Origin of the sequence: Lentilactobacillus kisonensis DSM 19906 = JCM 15041, assembly GCF_001434135.1 — a bacterium.
In the GTDB taxonomy this organism is placed as follows: Bacteria; Bacillota; Bacilli; order Lactobacillales; family Lactobacillaceae; genus Lentilactobacillus; species Lentilactobacillus kisonensis.
In genome coordinates, this window is sequence record NZ_AZEB01000001.1 from 81,703 (window position 1) to 100,110 (window position 18,408).

Annotated in this window: 16 protein-coding genes and 1 riboswitch; of the genes, 15 read left to right on the forward strand and 1 reads right to left on the reverse strand. The window is 40.3% G+C overall.

The window, feature by feature from the left end; all coding sequences use genetic code 11:
- Nucleotides 1-126 precede the first annotated feature (126 nt).
- A complete protein-coding gene (locus FC98_RS00405) occupies nt 127-309 on the reverse strand; it encodes a DUF2929 family protein (protein WP_008857857.1) in 183 nt (60 codons plus the stop codon).
- A gap of 232 nt (nt 310-541) precedes the next feature.
- On the opposite strand from FC98_RS00405, the gene dnaE reads away from it, so the two are divergent.
- The 15 genes from dnaE to der all read left to right on the forward strand — a co-directional run bounded on the left by dnaE (nt 542) and on the right by der (nt 18,378).
- Nucleotides 542-3,889, forward strand: a complete 3,348-nt coding sequence (gene dnaE / locus FC98_RS00410; RefSeq protein WP_056948997.1) for a DNA polymerase III subunit alpha — start codon at nt 542-544, stop codon at nt 3,887-3,889.
- A 233-nt stretch (nt 3,890-4,122) separates the two neighbouring features.
- Complete coding sequence (gene pyk, locus FC98_RS00415; RefSeq protein WP_040471906.1) at nt 4,123-5,880, forward strand: pyruvate kinase; 1,758 nt, start codon at nt 4,123-4,125, stop codon at nt 5,878-5,880.
- 151 nt (nt 5,881-6,031) lie between these two features.
- The gene (locus tag FC98_RS00420) at nt 6,032-6,892 is read left to right on the forward strand and encodes a CvfB family protein (protein ID WP_040471904.1); all 861 of its coding nucleotides are present in this window, start codon (nt 6,032-6,034) and stop codon (nt 6,890-6,892) included.
- 7 nt (nt 6,893-6,899) lie between these two features.
- Nucleotides 6,900-7,787 (forward strand): site-specific tyrosine recombinase XerD, encoded by an 888-nt coding sequence (xerD, locus tag FC98_RS00425; RefSeq protein WP_008857853.1) that lies wholly within the window; start codon nt 6,900-6,902, stop codon nt 7,785-7,787.
- Nucleotides 7,788-7,804: 17 nt separating this feature from the next.
- Nucleotides 7,805-8,167, forward strand: coding sequence for a hypothetical protein (locus tag FC98_RS00430; RefSeq protein WP_008857852.1), 363 nt, complete (start codon nt 7,805-7,807; stop codon nt 8,165-8,167).
- A complete protein-coding gene (locus FC98_RS00435; protein WP_008857851.1) occupies nt 8,160-8,906 on the forward strand; it encodes a segregation and condensation protein A in 747 nt (248 codons plus the stop codon). Before FC98_RS00430 ends, FC98_RS00435 begins: the two co-directional genes overlap by 8 nt.
- Nucleotides 8,893-9,492: an SMC-Scp complex subunit ScpB gene (gene scpB, locus FC98_RS00440; RefSeq protein ID WP_008857850.1), complete on the forward strand. Its 600-nt coding sequence runs from the start codon at nt 8,893-8,895 to the stop codon at nt 9,490-9,492. The genes FC98_RS00435 and scpB overlap by 14 nt, the downstream gene beginning before the upstream one ends.
- A complete protein-coding gene (locus tag FC98_RS00445) occupies nt 9,489-10,214 on the forward strand; it encodes a pseudouridine synthase (protein ID WP_008857849.1) in 726 nt (241 codons plus the stop codon). The genes scpB and FC98_RS00445 overlap by 4 nt, the downstream gene beginning before the upstream one ends.
- 47 nt (nt 10,215-10,261) lie before the next feature.
- Nucleotides 10,262-10,382, forward strand: a riboswitch (FMN riboswitch).
- 83 nt (nt 10,383-10,465) lie between these two features.
- Nucleotides 10,466-11,050, forward strand: a complete 585-nt coding sequence (locus tag FC98_RS00450; protein WP_008857848.1) for an ECF transporter S component — start codon at nt 10,466-10,468, stop codon at nt 11,048-11,050.
- Nucleotides 11,051-11,655: 605 nt separating this feature from the next.
- Nucleotides 11,656-12,711 carry a helix-turn-helix domain-containing protein gene (locus FC98_RS00460; protein WP_008856739.1) on the forward strand — a complete coding sequence of 352 codons (1,056 nt, stop codon included), beginning with the start codon at nt 11,656-11,658 and terminating at the stop codon, nt 12,709-12,711.
- Nucleotides 12,704-14,152, forward strand: a complete 1,449-nt coding sequence (locus tag FC98_RS00465) for a RecQ family ATP-dependent DNA helicase (protein WP_056948998.1) — start codon at nt 12,704-12,706, stop codon at nt 14,150-14,152. The genes FC98_RS00460 and FC98_RS00465 overlap by 8 nt, the downstream gene beginning before the upstream one ends.
- Before the next feature lie 64 nt (nt 14,153-14,216).
- The gene (locus FC98_RS00470; protein ID WP_056949000.1) at nt 14,217-14,879 is read left to right on the forward strand and encodes a LysM peptidoglycan-binding domain-containing protein; all 663 of its coding nucleotides are present in this window, start codon (nt 14,217-14,219) and stop codon (nt 14,877-14,879) included.
- A gap of 82 nt (nt 14,880-14,961) precedes the next feature.
- On the forward strand, nt 14,962-15,645 hold the full coding sequence (gene cmk, locus FC98_RS00475) for a (d)CMP kinase (protein ID WP_054654232.1): 684 nt from the start codon (nt 14,962-14,964) through the stop codon (nt 15,643-15,645).
- Nucleotides 15,646-15,721: 76 nt separating this feature from the next.
- Nucleotides 15,722-16,951 carry a 30S ribosomal protein S1 gene (gene rpsA, locus FC98_RS00480; RefSeq protein ID WP_054654234.1) on the forward strand — a complete coding sequence of 410 codons (1,230 nt, stop codon included), beginning with the start codon at nt 15,722-15,724 and terminating at the stop codon, nt 16,949-16,951.
- Between the two features lie 119 nt (nt 16,952-17,070).
- Entirely contained in the window at nt 17,071-18,378 is a 1,308-nt protein-coding gene (gene der, locus FC98_RS00485) for a ribosome biogenesis GTPase Der (protein WP_008856744.1), read from the forward strand.
- Nucleotides 18,379-18,408 lie beyond the last annotated feature (30 nt).

The window sequence follows — 18,408 nt, forward strand, 5'->3', positions numbered from 1 at the left end:
ATCCAAAAGCAGGGTTATTCTAACGGTGCTGAATCTTTTGGTTAAAAACACCAAAAAAGAAGCTGTGACAAACATCATGTTTGTCACAGCTTCTTTTATTAGGTAATTAATAGTTATCTTAATGAATCAAGCATCTTTACTAATTAAGTAAATTCCGTTAACCGCAACGAATGCAACTACTGCGGCAGCAATTCCCACTTGCCACATGTTATAAGGCATTACTTCAAGCTTGGAGCCTATGTAACCGACAATTTCGCCAAAGATAAATGCCCAAAAAATTGCAACAAGGTTTGAACTGATGAGTTTCATGACAACGGCCACCTCTCTACATTAACAATCAAAAATATTCTAGCACAATCGCCGGCAAAAATCACGTGAACTTTTTGGGGCAGTTGTTATTTTGGTGGCGCTGGCGTATACGCGCACATTGATGTCTAGTAGAGCTGACTTAAAAATCATAATCGTTAAAACTTTACCTTGCATTGCTAGTCCTTAGTTAGATAATTTTGGTATAATTTCTCATAGAAAGTGGGGTAATAAAGTGAATTATGTTCCATTACAGGTAATTAGTTCATATAGTTTGCTTCAAAGCCCAATCCGAATTGCTGATTTGGTCACGGTAGCTAAGGAACGCGGCTATAATGCCTTGGCACTCACGGACATTAATGTGATGTACGGGGCAGTTGAATTTTACGATGCATGTTTACAAGCTAATGTGAAGCCAATTATTGGCCTTACGTTACAAATTCCCGGAATTATTATGGATGAGAAGGATTACCCAATCGTCTTGATCGCAAAGGATCAGGTTGGGTATGCAAATTTGATGCAGATTTCAACTATTCGATTGACGACTTCTGAACTAACGTTGGCCAATTTAAAGCAATATTTAACCCATCTATTCATTATTTTGCCGCCACTTGCTGAAGTGAACGACCTGTTATTGCAAGGAAGGCAGGCAGAAATTAATCAATTGCTGACCCATATTAGGCAGTTAGGGGTAGCCAGTGATTCACTTAAAATTGGGGTTGATTATCATTCATCTGCTCCTTTAATTGATATGTTGAGTAAATTGGCTGCCGATAATCAAATCGCGTTAATTGCTGATAGCCCAGTCGACTATATCGATGGATCCGACTATTTTCCAATGCAAGTTTTAAAGGCGATCGGTGCAGGGGATAAAATTAATAACGTTGGTACGCTTAGTAAGCAAGTCGGTCCATACTGGCTACGACCGGCGGCTCAAATGGATGAAGCCTATCAGAAGGCCCATTTACAAGCAACCGTTGAGCAGATCGACTCTTTGGTCAAAAAATGCAACGTAGAAATTAAGAAACATCAGCCTAAGTTACCTGCCTTTGATACGCCAAATGGGATTGAATCAGGGGTGTATTTGCGCCAGCTCTGTGAGAAGGGATTGCAGTTTCGACTTAAGCATAATCAGATTACGGATACCAAGCCTTATGAGGAGAGACTAGAACGAGAATTAGCCGTTATTCATTCGATGGGGTTTGATAATTATTTTTTAATTGTTTGGGATGTCATTAATTTTGCCCACCAAACGAATATCATTACTGGGCCGGGGCGAGGCTCTGCTGCTGGCTCATTGGTTGCATATGTGTTATTCATTACTGATGTGGACCCCATTAAATATGATTTACTGTTTGAACGTTTCTTAAATCCGGAGCGAGTTCAAATGCCGGATATTGACTTAGATATTCCTGATAACAAGCGCGATGAGGTTATTCAATACGTTCATCACAAGTATGGCCATGAACGGGTTGCCCAAATCATTACTTTTGGGACATTAGCTGCTAAACAATCAATTCGAGATGTTGGCCGGGTGTTTGGATTAACCACCAGCCAACAAGATCAATGGAGTAAAGCAATCCCGAGTGCGTTTCATGTTTCGTTAAAGGATGCGTTGGCGAATTCTCAAAAATTAAAAAATCTAATTGCTGATAGTCCACTGAATCAGGCTCTGTTTAATACGGCAGCCGCCCTTGAAGGATTGCCGCGGCACTATTCAACCCATGCGGCTGGTTTAGTGTTGAGTGACAATCCGTTGGTTAAACTAGTTCCCCTTCAAGATGGCAACGATGGTTTATTGATGACTCAATATTCTAAAGACTATGTTGAGTCCGTTGGTCTGCTAAAGATGGACTTCTTAGGACTTAGGAACCTCTCGATCTTGGCTGATGCGCTTAGTGAAATTAAACAGGTAACTGGAAAATCCCTGGATATTTCTGCGGTTCCTTTGGATGATGCCAAAACAATTCAGTTATTTGCTAGGGGTGATACAACGGGGATTTTCCAATTTGAGTCAACGGGTATTCGTAACGTGTTACGTAGATTACATCCTGAACACTTTGAAGATATTGCCCTAGTTAATGCACTCTATCGGCCTGGCCCAATGCAAAATATTGATGAGGTGGTTAAGCGAAAAACGAATCACGAGAAGCTGACTTACCCGGATGATTCACTGATAGAAATTTTGAAACCAACTTATGGTGTCATTGTTTATCAGGAACAAGTAATGCTTGTTGCTTCCAAGCTTGCAGGCTTTTCACTTGGACAGGCGGATATTTTACGACGGGCAATGAGTAAGAAGAAACTGAAAGTAATGGACCAAATGAAATCATTGTTTTTATCTGGCGCGAAAAACCGGGGCCATTCACAGACAGTGGCCACTAAGGTATTCAATTATATTGAGCGTTTTGCTAATTACGGGTTCAATAAATCTCATGCAGTTGCCTATAGCAAGATGGCGTATGAACTTGCTTATCTAAAAGTTTACTATCCTGGTGAATTCCACGTTGCCCTCTTAAATTCCGTACAGGGTAATCCGGTAAAGATCAAAGAATATCTACTTGATGCTAAATCAATGGATGTTGCAATTAATGGACCTGATATTAATCAAAGCCCGGCAACATTTTCATTTCAAAATGACCGAATTATGTTTGGCTTAGCATCCATCAAAGGGATTCGTCATGATATGGTAAGTGACTTATTAGCTGAACGTACCCAAACTGGTGAATTTAAAAGCTTTGCGGATTTTTTAAACAGACTGCAGCCAAAATATCGAAAGGTTGATTTGATCAATGCGCTAATTTATTCAGGTGCACTAGATACGTTTTCCTTTAATCGATCTGAACTAATTGCTGCGGCACCAGAGTTTATCAGCTCCGTGGAACTTAGCGGTAATTCAATGAGCTTGTTTAAAGCCCTTGAACCTAAGATGCCTCATAAACCCGAAATGCCACTGATGCAGCGGCTTGATAAAGAGAACGAATACCTGGGAGCTTACCTTTCAGGCCACCCGACGGAACGTTTTGCGACTTTGGCCAAACAACTTAATGCGAAATCGACAAATGAATTGGTGGTAGGAATGACTAATATTTTTGTCATTCTTTACGTGACGAAGGTCAAAATTATTCGAACCAAGACTGGGAAACAAATGGCGTTTGTGGATGGTAATGATCAAGCTGGTGAAATTTCGGTAACCGTTTTCCCCAACATCTTCATTAACAATCAATCTTGGCTTCACAAGGATATGGTCATTTTGGTTCAGGGGAAGGTTGAAAAAACAACCGATATTCAGATTGTTGCGAATAGAATTGAGCCTGCAGATAATGCAATGCGTAATAGTCAACCAGTCAATCCTGCTTCTAAATGGTATTTGAGAATTGATCAGGCCCATGATCGAAATGATGCTTTTCATAAGTTAACTCAACTGACTAGTAATTTTCACGGAAACGTTCCTGTAGTGATATATGAATCGGAGACCAAGCGTACCTGGCGGCTTGATACCCAGTTTAATTTACAAAGCGGTACGCTAATTTCTGAGAAATTGATGGCAATTTTTGGTACAAAGAACGTTGTGTATAAGTAATTTGGAAATTAAGTGAAATGTTCAGTAAAGGCTTACATTTCTGTTAGGTTAACTTTTAACTATGTAAAATACTTACAGAACGGTATTTGAACGGCAAAATATGGGCGACAAGCGGTTTGAAAAGTGATAAAATACGATTGAAATCTAAAAGGATACCGATAGTTTATTTGTAACGTTTTATGGCGTTATTAAAAAGTGTTTGGTGCCCAAAAACCGAAGGAGAGATTTTACTTATGAAGAAAACTAAGATCGTAAGTACATTAGGACCAGCAAGTACTGATGTTGAAACAATTACTAAGCTTATTGAAGCTGGTGCTAATGTTTTCCGATTTAACTTTTCACATGGTGACCACCCTGAACATCTTGATCGTATGAACAAGGTTCACGAAGCTGAAAAGAAAACTGGCAAGACCGTTGGAATTATGCTTGATACTAAAGGTGCTGAAATTCGGACGACCGTTCAAAAGGGCGGTAAGCTTGAATATCACACTGGTGATAAGTTTAGAATTTCAATGGATGACAGCCTTGAAGGTACAAAAGACAAGATTGCTGTTACTTACCCAGGCCTTTTCGATGATGTTCATGTTGGCGGCCACGTCCTTTTTGATGATGGTTTGTTGGACACCGTAATCGATGAAAAAGATGATGCTAACAAAGAACTTGTTGTAACGGTTCAAAATGATAGTGTTCTTGGATCACGTAAAGGAGTTAACGCTCCTGGTGTTTCAATCAACTTACCTGGTATCACTGAAAAAGATTCAGACGATATTCGCTTTGGATTGGATCATGAAATCGACTTTATTTCTGCTTCATTCGTTCGTAAGGCACAAGATGTTTTGGACATCCGTGAATTACTTGAAGAAAAGCACATGGAACATGTTCAAATCTTCCCAAAGATCGAATCTCAAGAAGGAATTAATAACTTCGAAGATATCATCAAGGTTTCTGATGGCTTAATGGTTGCTCGTGGTGACATGGGTGTTGAAATTCCAGCAGAAAACGTTCCGTTGGTACAAAAGACTTTGATCAAGCGTTGTAATCAATTAGGTAAGCCAGTTATTACGGCTACTCAAATGCTTGACTCAATGCAAGAAAACCCTCGTCCAACACGTGCCGAAGCTTCTGATGTTGCCAATGCCGTCTTTGATGGTACTGATGCAACGATGCTTTCTGGTGAAAGTGCTAACGGTGACTATCCTGTTCAATCAGTTCAAACAATGGCCCGGATTGATGTTAAGGCTGAAAATGCCTTTAACGATTTCGGTACACCTCGTCCTAAGTTTGACTCAAGTGATGTTACTGAATCAATTGGTGAATCAGTTGCTCGAGTTGCTAAAGAGTTAGGTGTTCATACCATTGTTGCTGCTACTCGTTCAGGTTACACTGCTAAGATGATTTCTAAGTATCATCCAGATGCTGACATTCTTGCCATTACATTTGACGAACGTACACGTCGTGGCCTAATGATCAATTGGGGTGTTCACCCAATCTTAGTTGACGAAGTTAAGAGTACTGATGAAATCTTTGAATTAGCTTCAAAGAAGGCACTTGAAACTGGCTTGGCTAAGGAAGGCGATTTAATTATCGTTACTGCCGGTGTTCCAGTTGGTGAAAGTGGCACAACTAACTTGATGAGAGTTCAATTAATTGGCTCAAAGCTAGTTCAAGGCCAAGGTGTTGGTGATAAGACGGTTATTGGTAAAGCTGTTATCGCAAAGAACGCAGCCGATGCTAAGAGCAAAGTGACTGAAGGTAGTATTTTAGTTACTAAGTCAACTGACAAAGAATATCTACCAGCTATTGAAAAGGCGAGTGCCGTTGTTGTAGAAAACGGTGGCTTGACTTCACATGCAGCTGTTGTGGGTATTTCAATGGGAATTCCTGTTGTTGTTGGTGCTCAAAATGCCACAACCAAGATTTCTGATGGTGAATTAATTACTGTTGATTCACATCGTGGTGTTATTTATCATGGTGCTTCATCATCAATCTAAACTGAGCGTTATGATGTTCAGTTATCGTTAATCATAAACAGGTCCGGGCGGTTAAATCCGTTCGGACCTGTTTGTGATTATTAGGGGATGGTCGAAATCCGGACCAAAAACGTGTAAAATAAGGATATGATGGATGAGATCGGAGATAAACATGAATAATATAGTTGCACAAGTTATAACTGGAAAAGTAATCGACGAGAATGATAAGGATTATTACGTTCAAATCGAAGGTGAAACTTTTCTGTTAGATAAAGCTGAGGTTAAAAAGCCGCTTAAAATTGGGGCAAACTTTACCGGCTTTACGTATGAAAATGAACAACACAAAATGCAAATCACGCGTAACATCCCTAAAATTCGCCGGGACCACTACGGATTTGCAACCGTTGTGAAGGAAAAGTTTGGCCTAGGTGTTTTTGTTGACATCGGCTTACCGAATAAGGATATGGTTGTTTCAATCGATGAATTACCGACGATTCGGTCACTTTGGCCACAAGCAGGCGATAAATTACTAATCTGTTTAACGGTTGATAATAAAAGCCGGATTTGGGGGCACTTAGCCGATGAGGAAATTTTTGCGGCAATTGCCCGACCAGTTACCAGTGATATCAAAAATAAGGATTTAAAGGCCCGGGTATATCGCTTGAAGATGGCTGGAACGCGCCTTCTAACTGAGGATTATCACCTAGCATTTTTGCATCCTGATGAACGCCAGCTTGAACCGCGATTGGGTGAGGAAGTTAGTGCTAGAGTAATCGGAACGCTTCGAGACGGCTCAATTAATATCTCAACCAAACCTCGGGCATACCAGGAAATTGGTGAGGATGCCCAAATGATTCTAGCCGCAATTGAACATACGGACGAAAAGGAACTCGCTTTTAGTGATAAAAGCACGCCAGAGTCAATAAAAGATTATTTTGGGATTAGTAAGGGTGCTTTTAAAAGGGCATTGGGGCATTTACTCAAAGATCGATTAATTGTTCAAGAGGATGGCCATATTAGATTGACGAAGTAGGGATGACATGATTGATCAGGTTGAAGATTATTTACATTATCTACGGGTTGAACGGGGATTATCTGAAAATACGATCGTGAGCTATCGCCAAGATTTACTGGAAGCCGTTGCTTATTTCAAAAAGTCAGTGTTAAACATCACACAAGTTGATCAGTTCCTTATCTTAGATTATTTAGAAACACTTCAAAATGAAGGTCGGGCGCGAAATACGGTCATTCGAATGGTTTCAAGTTTAAGGCGCTTCTTTCAGTATTTAGTTCAATTTGGTGAGATAAAGGAAGATCCGATGCTAAAAGTCGATTCACCCAAAAAGGCTCAGGGGCTACCCGATGTATTAACAGAAGCCCAGGTTAACCTGTTGCTTAGCATGCCCAATGTTAGTAAAAAGTTGGGGGTTCGGGACCGGGCAATTTTAGAAACGCTTTATGCAACCGGGCTGCGGGTAAGCGAATTAGTAAACCTCAAACTAGTTGATCTCCATTTATCGATGAATTTAATTCAAACGATTGGTAAAGGGGATCGAGAGCGGATTATTCCAATTAGTGATGTGGCAATCGATTGGTTGAATCAGTATTTAAAGACCACTCGCGTTGCGTTACTGCGGAAGCGGGCGAATACGGCCTTCGTTTTCCTAAATGCCCATGGCCGCCAGTTAACCCGGCAGGCAATTTGGCAAATGATCAAAAAATACGTCAACCAGGCGGGAATCAAAACGCACGTTACCCCCCATACCCTGCGACATTCTTTTGCAACCCATCTATTAGAGAATGGGGCTGATTTGCGGATTGTTCAGGAATTGTTGGGCCACGCTGATATTTCAACGACGCAAATTTATACGCATATTTCGCACAAGCATTTAAGAGAGGTCTACGATAAATTTCATCCCAGAGCTTAATTTAACGAGGTGATAACATGTTGTATCAGTATCGAAAAGACTACGAAAAAATTACAATGGGATTATTTTCTCTCATATCGGAATTACAGAATATGAACTTAGTTACTCAAGAGATGAATTGGTATGCTGGCAGTGATAATCGGGTTATTTATCTTTGGCGTGATGAAAACAATAATTGGTCTGGACTGGTCGGCATCGAGCTAAATGGTAAACAGCTCTTGATTCATCAACTCGTGTTGACGCCTCAAAGCGTGGATCAGCATCATTACAATCAGCTTCTTGATGAATTGCAGGCACTTTATCCAGATGATACGATCATTGGTGGCTTTGATAACAAGGATGTTTGTGCAAAATGGGAGCAGTCGAAGCGCCATGCCTAATAGTCAATTGGAATTACATTTAAATGATTTTGATGGGCCCTTGGAAGTATTACTCCATCTAATCCAGCAATCTAAAATGGATATTTACGATATCCAAATTTCAAAAATCACCGAGCAATATATGGCGTATATCTATGACGCCCAGCAGCTTAACCTGGAAATTGTCGGTGAATACTTTGTAATGGCCGCGAAACTGATGGTCATTAAATCTAAAATGTTGTTGCCAATTGAGACGGTGGCTGACGATGAGCAGGAACCTGAGGACCCCCGGGAACAACTGGTAACTCAATTATTGAATTATAAACGTTATAAATCAGTTGCGAGCCAGCTCAAGCAATTGGAAATAAAGCGACGAAAGAGCTTTACCCGTTCTGAATTGACGGTTTTGCCTTCTAAAGCAGAATTAGTCATACCCTCACCATTTAATGGGTTAGACTTAATGGCGAGTTACGTTGACGCATTAAAGCACTTTCAGTATAATCAGCCAATGTCTACGGTCATTCACGAATGGGAATTCACAATTGAAAGTCAAACTAAACAGGTTCGAAAATTACTAAACAGCACCCAGCAGCCCATTTCATTTGCTACCTTAGTCAATCATACAGATAAGGCTGAAGAGGTTGTGACTGACTTTTTAACAATTCTGGAAATGGCAAAATATAATGAAGTGATGCTAGATCAGAAAAATGCAGATAGCAATATTCAAATTGAGAGGGGGCCCGCTTATGGCAGTGAGTAATTTAGCAAAAATCAAAGCATTGTTGTATGCTGCTGGCGATCAGGGAATTACGCTCAGACAAATTGCCCAGCGAGCTTCTCTTTCGGTCGCTGCGTGCCGACAGTTAATTGAAAAGATTGCAGAATCGTTTGTTTCAGACAATGACTGTGGGTTACAGGTTCTTATCAGCAATGATGTTTATCGGTTAGGAACGAAGTCTGAACTGGCTGATTTAGTAGACGATTATATTAACGACGCTAAGCCAAGGGTACTGTCACAGGCAGCATTAGAAACGATTTCAATTATTATGTATAATCAGCCAATCACACGTATTGAGATTGATGAAATCCGGGGCGTTAATAGTGCTGCAATTATCCATCGATTAATCAATCAAGGGCTAGTTGAGATGGTGGGTGTTAAGCAGGAAGTTGGTAATCCTAAGCAGTATGGTGCGACAAATTTTTGCTTGGACTATTTTGGCTTAACGTCACTAGCTGACTTGCCAGAGTTGCCGAAGGATGAGCCATTGGATGATAATACGAGTGATAAATTGTTAACCCGATTTAATAAAGAAATTGATCGTCATGATCAGGAGATGAACAAATGAGTGAACGTTTACAGAAAGTAATTGCCCATGCCGGAGTTGCCTCAAGACGGAAGGCTGAAACACTAATTGCAACTGGTCACGTTAAAGTCAATGGCAAAGTTGTCACTGAGCTTGGTACTAAAGTTAATGTCAGTGACGAAGTTAAAGTTGATGAAGTGCCAATTTCAAAGGAGCCACCCGTTTACTATTTATTGTATAAACCACGAGGTGTCATCACTGCGGTTAGTGATGATAAGCACCGAAAAACGGTGGTTGATATTTTGAAGGAAGTTCCTGAACGAATATATCCAGTAGGCCGGTTGGATTACGATACGTCTGGCTTGTTGCTGTTAACAAACGACGGTGACTTGGATAATAAATTGACGCATCCTAAGTATGAAGTCGAAAAGACATATGTTGCCAAGGTTAAAGGGATTGTGACTAATGATGATTTAAAGCAGTTAAGGACAGGGGTGGTCATTGATCATCGAAAGACTGCTAAGGCGAAGACAAAGCTCATTCGCACCAATAAAGAATCGTCAATCGTCTCGTTAACCATTCACGAAGGCCGCAATCACCAGGTTAAGAATATGTTTGAACGAATCGGCCATCCAGTTGAAAAGCTGAGTCGGGAGACATATGGCTTCTTAGACTTACATGGTTTGCAAGCTGGTGAGTATAGACGACTACGGCCCCACGAAGTCGAAGAATTAAAGGAACTTTCTGAGAATGTAAAGCGTTGACAATTTGTAAGTTTCTGATATATTTGTAGTTGAAATTAAATAAATTGGTTTATCTTCAGGGCAGGGTGTAATTCCCGACCGGCGGTAAAAGTCCGCGACCGTGATTTATCACGTTGAACTGGTGTGATCCCAGTACCGACAGTAAAGTCTGGTATGTAGAAGATTAATTTTACTACGCTAATAATGTCCTGACATATCATTTGTCAGGACATTATTTTTGAAGATTGACCATTGAAGAGAGGGTTTTTTCAATGGAAAATAGTGGTAACAATCGTCAGTTTTTGACGACCCGTTTGGTAGAGATGTCGGTGTTGGCAGGATGCTCATTTGTTTTGATGTTTATCTCGTTTCCAATCATTCCGATTGTCCCGTATATGAAAATTGATTTTAGTGATATGCCAATCTTAATTGGGACCGTATTATTTGGCCCGGTTGGTGGAATGACCGTTGCTGGATTAAAGTCCATTTTGTACTGGTTGACGACGGGTGCGTCAATACCAGGGCTTATCGGGGTTGGTTCTTCATTCATCTCGTCGTTAGTACTGATTTGGGCATACTATCTTGCAAATAGGCTGTTCTCCTTTACAAACGGCATTAAGAAAGCCATGATGGTCACTCTTGTTATGGCAATTAGTCTGGCTATTGTGATGTCTTCTCTTAACTGGGTGGCTGTTATTCCGCTTTACATGAAGATAATTGGATTGAAATTAGGTCTGCCATTGGCAACCATTATCTTGGCTGGCGCGGTGCCGTTTAATTTGATTAAGGGAGTCGTGGTTGGTGGTTTGTTCTATGCGATTAAGGATAAGTTTTTACCACGGTTAAAACTTAAATAACTGACATAACTACGACGTTAGCTTTCGTATATAATAATTAGTGATGAATAAATAATAAGCTGTTTCAAAACCAATCGTTTTGTTTCAGCTTCTTTTTTAGGACAGCTCCTCCAGGCAGAAGTCTGCGCGTAAGCACCTCAGGAACAAATTCCAGAACCGGGAATTTGTTCCTGAGGAGACTTACACTCCGACTTCTAATCGCCTGGATCCGCTCACTTTTTAGGACAGCTGTGCAAAGCAGAGTCCTGCACATAAGCACCACCAGCAAAGATCCCAAGCCCAGGAATTTTCGCTGGTGGAGACTTATGCTCCGGACTCTAAACGCTTTGTTCCGCTCACTTTATTAGGACAGCTATGCAAAGCAGAAATCTGCGCGTAAGCACCTATCGAATAAATTCCAAAACCAGGAATTTCCTCGATAGGAGACTTACACTCTGATTTCTAAGCGCTTTGTACCGCTCACTTTTTAGGACAGCTACACAAAGCAGAAATTTCCACATAAGCACCTCTGCCAAAAATCCCAAAACCAGGGATTTCTGTCAGAGGAGACTTATGTTCCAGTTTCTAGGCGCTTTGTTTCGCTCACTTTACCTTAGGAGAAAGCAATGAAGTTATCAACATTATATTTATTATGTGGAGATCCGGATCAATTTCGGAGGGCGAAAGCAATCAAAAATGTCTTGATTGGTCGAAGAACCGTTTCGAATTTATACTGGGGGTTAGAATACGACTTATTATCTTATTTTGGCGTATTACGAAACTTTTCGCTTGGTGACGAACAAGCGACAATTGATGCTTTAGTTCGGGCTAAAATGGTCATTGTCGATGAGGGGCTCTTGTATAAATTAACCCCTGAAGGCCAGGATAAGAAGCAAGAACTTTCGAACTCACTTGGGGCTACCAAAGAACTGACAACGGTGGTTAAATACGATATTGTTAGATTCTCAAGACGATTTATTTTCGCGGCACAGGTAATTTCTGAATATAGTTATGCGAACAGTCAGTATTACCCACAAACAATTGGCTTCTTTGACGATCAGCTCATTAAACGTTGGTTTATCCAGAACAAAGAACGGCAATTGCCCCAGTATTTCCATGATTTGTTAGAAAATTTTCTAACAAGTTTAAACAGTGATTTACTTGCCAACATTTTCGTTCAGAGCTTGTCTGGCCATAAATTTTCTGGTGAGACGGAAGAGCAAATAGCTACTGAGACCGGCTTGGACCCAACAATTGTTCAACTTCAGTGGTTAAAATTGTATGCGAAATTATTTTTGCAACTACACGATGATAGACTAACCCCTTTGAAATTATTGCTTTCCGACCTTGAGCGACCAGTTATGTCTAAAAGTGCTCAGCAAACATTTGACCTATTTATTTCGCAAAATAAGTTTAATCCTGCAAAAATTGCTCAAGTTCGAGGAATAAAGTTGACCACTGTTTTGGAGCATTTACTCGAAGCAGCGATTATTCAACCACGTGGTCAATTTCCATTTGATCGGTTACTGACCTCTTCCTTGAAAACAAAACTACGCGACAATCAGTCAAAAGTTGACGGCGAATGGCAATTTCAAGATGCTAAAGCACATATTCCAGAATTACAATTTTTTCAGTTTCGCTTGTTTCAAATATTAGAACGAAAGCTGGGTCAAAATGATTGATCTTAATAAAGAATTGCATAAACACTCAGCTTTCAAATCGTTTCGGCCTGGTCAAGAAGAAGTTTTATTGAACCTTTTTGCAGGACAAAACACGTTAGCTGTTTTGCCAACTGGTGGCGGTAAAACGTTACTATACCAGCTATATGGGGCAATTACTCATCAGCGGGTCCTCATTGTCTCCCCGTTAATTTCATTGATGCAAGACCAAGTAGGCCGGCTGCAGTACTTAGGTTCTAAACGAGTTGTCGCAATTACTTCAGCAATGGATTTTAAAGAGCGAACTGCGATATTACGAAACCTCAGCCATTATCAATATATTTATGTATCACCAGAAATGCTTGTAAATCAGAGTGTTTTTCCCTTTGTAGCTCAGCAGAACATTGGGTTATTTGTTATCGATGAAGCTCACTGTATTACCGAATGGGGCCCAGATTTTCGTCCGGATTATTTGCGATTGGGGGCAGTCCGAAAACAGTTAGGTAATCCGCTAACGTTGATGATGACAGCAACGGCTACTCAACCAACCAGAACCGATATTTTACAACGGATGGGATTTTCCGTTGGTGAAGCTAGGCAAGTTGTGATGCCAACAAATCGTCGTAATATTTTTTTAAGCGCGAAGGTTTGTGCAAATCAAAAAGAAAAAAACGATCAGCTAGAAAGTTTGGTTAGTCATTTAGACGGATCAGGAATTATTTATTTTTCCAGTAAGAGTCAGGCGGAACAAATTGCGGCTATGTTAACGCAGAAAACACACAAGCGGGTAATGGCTTACCATGGTGGCATGGATAATCAGCAACGGTTTCGAATTCAGCAGCAGTTTATGAACGATGATATTGATATTGTTTGTGCAACCAGTGCGTTTGGAATGGGAATTGATAAAGAAAATGTTCGTTTTGTGATTCATTACCATCTTCCTAATAATATTCAAAGTTACGTTCAAGAAATTGGTCGGTGTGGCCGAGATCAACAGCCTAGCCTTGCCATCTTACTTTATGAACCCAATGATCAATATTTACAGTTAGGATTAATCGAAAATACAATTCCAGAAGAACAGCTATTAAGCTATCTTTATCAGCATCCCAATGAGCTTGAAAAAAATGATGCGTTTCGGGTTATCAAGTATTATTATGATACGGGCAAATCCTTTGAAGAGGCGGTTAGTATATTTGACCAAGCCAAAAAACATCGGATTCAGGAGTTAGAAGCGATAATCGCCTATATTTATACAACAGGATGCCGACGAAAACTACTATTACAACATTTTGATGAAGTCGTTAATAATGAAAATTCAGAATTCTGTTGCGACTTTCACAGTGATTTTTGGGGGCACTGGCGAGAGTTTAACGATCATTATCTCAAAGGGGTTAAGCAAGTTAAACGCCAGCGATCCACTGATTGGCATCAAATCCTTAACAATTTATTTTTATTAAAAAATTAAGGGCTCTTCAGTAAAATTAATGATAAAATAAATACGTCTATATCCATATGAGGGAGGGGTTAATATGAATACAAATAACCCACAAAAAAAGACGGACGATGATCAACCATGGAACCAAACATTCTCTGAGGATCGTGATGAAAACGGGAATTTATCACGGGTTAAATTACGAAAAGAAAGCCAGAATCATCATCTGATTACGATTGTTTTGGCAGCAATCATTATTATTGTTGCCTTAGTTGCGTTGGCTTATGGGCTGATTCGGCAAAGTGCAATGGGAAAGCAAGATTCAAAGCAATCGGCTTCTGCTGTTAGGGTTGTCAGGCAGGATAATGCAAAAAAAAAATCTTCCAAAGTATTTTCTGATACAGCAAAAAAGAGTGATCGTGCGCAATCTGAAAAAGCAAAAACAACAAGTTCAAGTAAGCCTATAAAAAAGGTAAAGAAGACCACTCAAAAGGCACCTCAAGTGTCTTCTCAAAAGCCTGTGGCAGCTGCCAATACCAGTGTGAAGCAGCCAACTGCGACTTCAAAGCCCACGAATCCTTCTACGGGGTCAAGTACCGGTGCGTCAAACGTTGGCAGTAAGTACGCAACGGTAGAAGCTGGTCAAGGCTTGTATCGCGTTGCCGTCAACCATGGCATTACCCTTGCACAATTAATGCAGTTGAATGGTTTAAGTACGAATTCGGCTATTCATCCAGGACAACGATTACGAATTAAATAATAATTGCTAGAAATGGTGTTTTCTTCAAGGTGTTATGAGTGATGCCAATTTAAAAAAATAATGTTAGGAATGTTAAATTAAAATGCATAAAAATGGATTACAAGTGGCAATCGACGGCCCAGCGTCTGCTGGTAAAAGTACGGTTGCCAAGTTAGTTGCGAAGCAATTTGGTTACGTTTATTGTGATACCGGGGCGATGTACCGCGCAATTACGTTAAAAACGATTGAGGCTGGAATTTCATTAGATAGTGATACTAAAATTTCAAAACTTGCCATGACTACCAAGATTTCTTTTGAGCCTGATGAAAATGGTCAACGGGTATTTGTTGATGGCAAGGAAGTGACCGAAGATATTCGTCAGGAGGATGTTACTAATTCCGTATCAGCTGTTGCGGCAATTGCAAATGTTCGCCAGGAACTGAGTGCTAGACAAGCCGAAATTGCCAAAGATGGTGGGATTGTGATGGACGGTAGAGATATCGGAACCACGGTTTTACCAAATGCAGAGGTAAAAATCTTTTTGATTGCCAGTGTGGCTGAACGGGCACAGCGCCGATACAAAGAAAATATTCAAAAGGGAATTAATACGCCACTCGATGAATTACAACTTGAGATTGAGGCTCGGGACTATAAAGATTCACACCGAAAGATTTCACCGCTTACTAAGGCTAAGGATGCAGTCGAAATTGATACCACCTCACTTTCAATCAAAGAAGTGGTCTCAGCCATTGCAAAAGTGATTAATAATCAATTGAATGTTAACTAATTGTTCAATTAACTGGTAATCTAAGTGAATTTAAGATAAAATTATGAATAGAGTTGTTTCAAGGAGGAATTGTTTGATGAGTGAAAATGCAAATAACGATAAAAATGATTTATTAAACGCTTTAAATAGCGTCAATGAAGTAAAAGTAGGTGACGTTGTCACCGGTGAAGTTTTGGCAACAGATGATAACCGTCAGTTGATTGTTGGAATTGAAGGTTCTGGTGTTGAAGGTGTTGTTCCAGAACGTGAACTTGATTCTTCACAAAAGTTTGATGATATTAAGCAAGGTGACAAGCTTAAGTTAGTTGTTACGTCAAGAATTGGCAGCGATAAAGAGGGCGGTAGTTTTGTGCTTTCTTCTCGTCAATTGGAAACTCGTAAAGTTTGGGATGAATTGGCTGAAAAATCCAAGAATGACGAAACGATCACCGCAAAGGTTTCTCAAGCTGTCAAAGGCGGCTTAGTTGTTGATGCTGGTGTTCGTGGGTTTATCCCAGCTTCAATGATTTCGGATCACTTTGTTGATAATCTTAATCAATTCAAGGGTCAAGAACTTGAACTTAAGATTATTGAGATTGATCCTGTTGAGAATCGTTTAATTCTTTCACATAAGGCCATTGTTCAAGCTGAAAAAGCTGAAGAACGTGAAAAATTAATGCAAACTCTTCACGAAGGTGATGTCGTCGAAGGCACAGTTGCGCGCTTAACAAGTTTTGGTGCCTTTGTTGACCTTGGTGGCATGGACGGGTTAGTTCATGTTTCTCAAATTGCATATGAACGAGTTGATAAGCCTTCTGATGTGCTTAAGGTTGGTCAACAGGTTAAAGTTAAAGTTTTGTCTGTTGATTTTGACCGTAATCGTATTTCACTTTCAATTAAACAAACTCTTCCAGAACCTTGGGACGGAATCGAAGAAAAAGCACCGGTTGGTAGTGTCCTCGAAGGAACTGTTAAACGCTTAGTTGATTTTGGTGCCTTTGTTGAAGTATTCCCAGGTGTTGAGGGATTAGTTCATATTTCTCAAATTTCACATGAGCATATTGCAACTCCTGGAGATGTTTTAAAAGTCGGTGAGACTATTCAGGTGAAGGTTTTGGATGTTGATCCTGAAAGAAAGCGATTAGCACTTTCAATTAAAGCATTGACGGACGCACCTGAAGAAGACAAGCCTAAGCACGACACGCCAAAGCGTTCTCCACGAAAGCCTCGTCAGAGTTCAAATAATAACAACGCTCCTGAAGAAGAAACTGGTTTCACTTTGGGTGATATTATTGGTAATGAACTTAAGAATCATGAAGATAAGTAATTTGAAGGTTTGATGATCAATCAAGCTTTATAACAGGGAACAACAAAGTGGGTGGTGACAAAACCAAGTTTTGTCCCAGCCATTTTTGTTTCGAATTAAACATATAAGGAGGTTATTTTATGGCAATGCCGACAGTCGCATTTATTGGCCGTCCTAATGTTGGTAAGTCAACGATTTTTAATCGAATTGCTGGGGATCGGATTTCGATTGTTGAAGATACCCCTGGGGTTACTCGTGATCGAATTTATTCTCATGGCGAATGGCTGACTACTAAGTTTGCGATGATTGATACTGGTGGTATTGAAATCAGTGACGCTCCTTTCAGTACCCAAATTAAGAACCAGGCAGAAATTGCTATCGATGAAGCGGATGTTATCGTCTTTATTGTGAGTGGTAAGGAAGGTTTGACCGCTGACGATGAGCAGGTTGCTAAAATCCTTTATCGAAGTGATAAGCCGGTTGTGCTTGCTGTGAATAAGGTCGATAATCCGGAGGGTCGAGAGGACATATACGACTTCTATTCTTTAGGGTTTGGGGATCCAATGCCAATTTCAGGTGTCCATGGGCTTGGACTGGGAGACTTACTCGACAAGGTAGTTGAAAAGTTTCCAAAAACTGATGAAAAGGCACCAAATGATGATATTCGGTTTAGTATTATCGGTCGCCCTAACGTTGGTAAGTCCTCGCTGGTGAATGCCATTCTTGGTGAGGATCGGGTAATTGTCTCTGATATTGCCGGTACCACTAGGGATGCAATCGATACTCGATTTGAAGCGGATGGTATTAAGTTCACTATGGTTGATACGGCCGGTATTCGTAAGCGTGGCAAGGTTTATGAAAATACTGAGCGTTATAGTGTCATGCGGGCAATGAAAGCAATTGATCAAAGTGATGTGATTTTGTTCGTCATGAACGCTGAAGAAGGAATTCGCGAACAGGATAAGAAAGTGGCCGGCTATGCCCACGAAGCGGGTAAGGCGATTATTACTGTTGTCAATAAGTGGGATACGTTAAAAAAGACTAACCATACGCAACAGGACTTCGAAACGTTAATTCGCAATGAATTTCAATACATGGCCTACTCACCGATAATCTTTGTTTCAGCAGTTACCAAACAGCGGATTGAAAAACTCCCTCAACTAATCAAGCAAGTCTATGATAACCATGAGAAGCGCGTTCAATCATCTGCTCTCAATGATGTCATTATGGCCGCGGTTGCTGTGCATCCGACACCTACGGTAAATGGGAAACGATTGCGAATTTATTATGCAACGCAAGTTAAATCTGGTCCACCAACCTTTGTTGTGTTTGTGAACAATCCAGATTTGATGCATTTTTCATACGTGAGGTTTTTAGAAAATCAGATTCGGGAGAACTTTGATTTTACCGGAACCCCTATTAGAATCATCAAGAGGAGCCGAAAGTAGGCCGTTTTGATGAAATTATTACAATATTGT

Coding starts and splice junctions, on each gene's coding strand:
- der (WP_008856744.1), top strand. CDS start 17,071: ATGGCAATGCCGACAGTCGCATTTATTGGCCGTCCTAATGTTGGTAAG.
- xerD (WP_008857853.1), top strand. CDS start 6,900: ATGATTGATCAGGTTGAAGATTATTTACATTATCTACGGGTTGAACGG.
- FC98_RS00450 (WP_008857848.1), top strand. CDS start 10,466: ATGGAAAATAGTGGTAACAATCGTCAGTTTTTGACGACCCGTTTGGTA.
- rpsA (WP_054654234.1), top strand. CDS start 15,722: ATGAGTGAAAATGCAAATAACGATAAAAATGATTTATTAAACGCTTTA.
- FC98_RS00465 (WP_056948998.1), top strand. CDS start 12,704: ATGATTGATCTTAATAAAGAATTGCATAAACACTCAGCTTTCAAATCG.
- pyk (WP_040471906.1), top strand. CDS start 4,123: ATGAAGAAAACTAAGATCGTAAGTACATTAGGACCAGCAAGTACTGAT.
- FC98_RS00420 (WP_040471904.1), top strand. CDS start 6,032: ATGAATAATATAGTTGCACAAGTTATAACTGGAAAAGTAATCGACGAG.
- FC98_RS00405 (WP_008857857.1), bottom strand. CDS start 309: ATGAAACTCATCAGTTCAAACCTTGTTGCAATTTTTTGGGCATTTATC.
- FC98_RS00445 (WP_008857849.1), top strand. CDS start 9,489: ATGAGTGAACGTTTACAGAAAGTAATTGCCCATGCCGGAGTTGCCTCA.
- scpB (WP_008857850.1), top strand. CDS start 8,893: ATGGCAGTGAGTAATTTAGCAAAAATCAAAGCATTGTTGTATGCTGCT.
- cmk (WP_054654232.1), top strand. CDS start 14,962: ATGCATAAAAATGGATTACAAGTGGCAATCGACGGCCCAGCGTCTGCT.
- FC98_RS00430 (WP_008857852.1), top strand. CDS start 7,805: ATGTTGTATCAGTATCGAAAAGACTACGAAAAAATTACAATGGGATTA.
- FC98_RS00435 (WP_008857851.1), top strand. CDS start 8,160: ATGCCTAATAGTCAATTGGAATTACATTTAAATGATTTTGATGGGCCC.
- FC98_RS00460 (WP_008856739.1), top strand. CDS start 11,656: ATGAAGTTATCAACATTATATTTATTATGTGGAGATCCGGATCAATTT.
- FC98_RS00470 (WP_056949000.1), top strand. CDS start 14,217: ATGAATACAAATAACCCACAAAAAAAGACGGACGATGATCAACCATGG.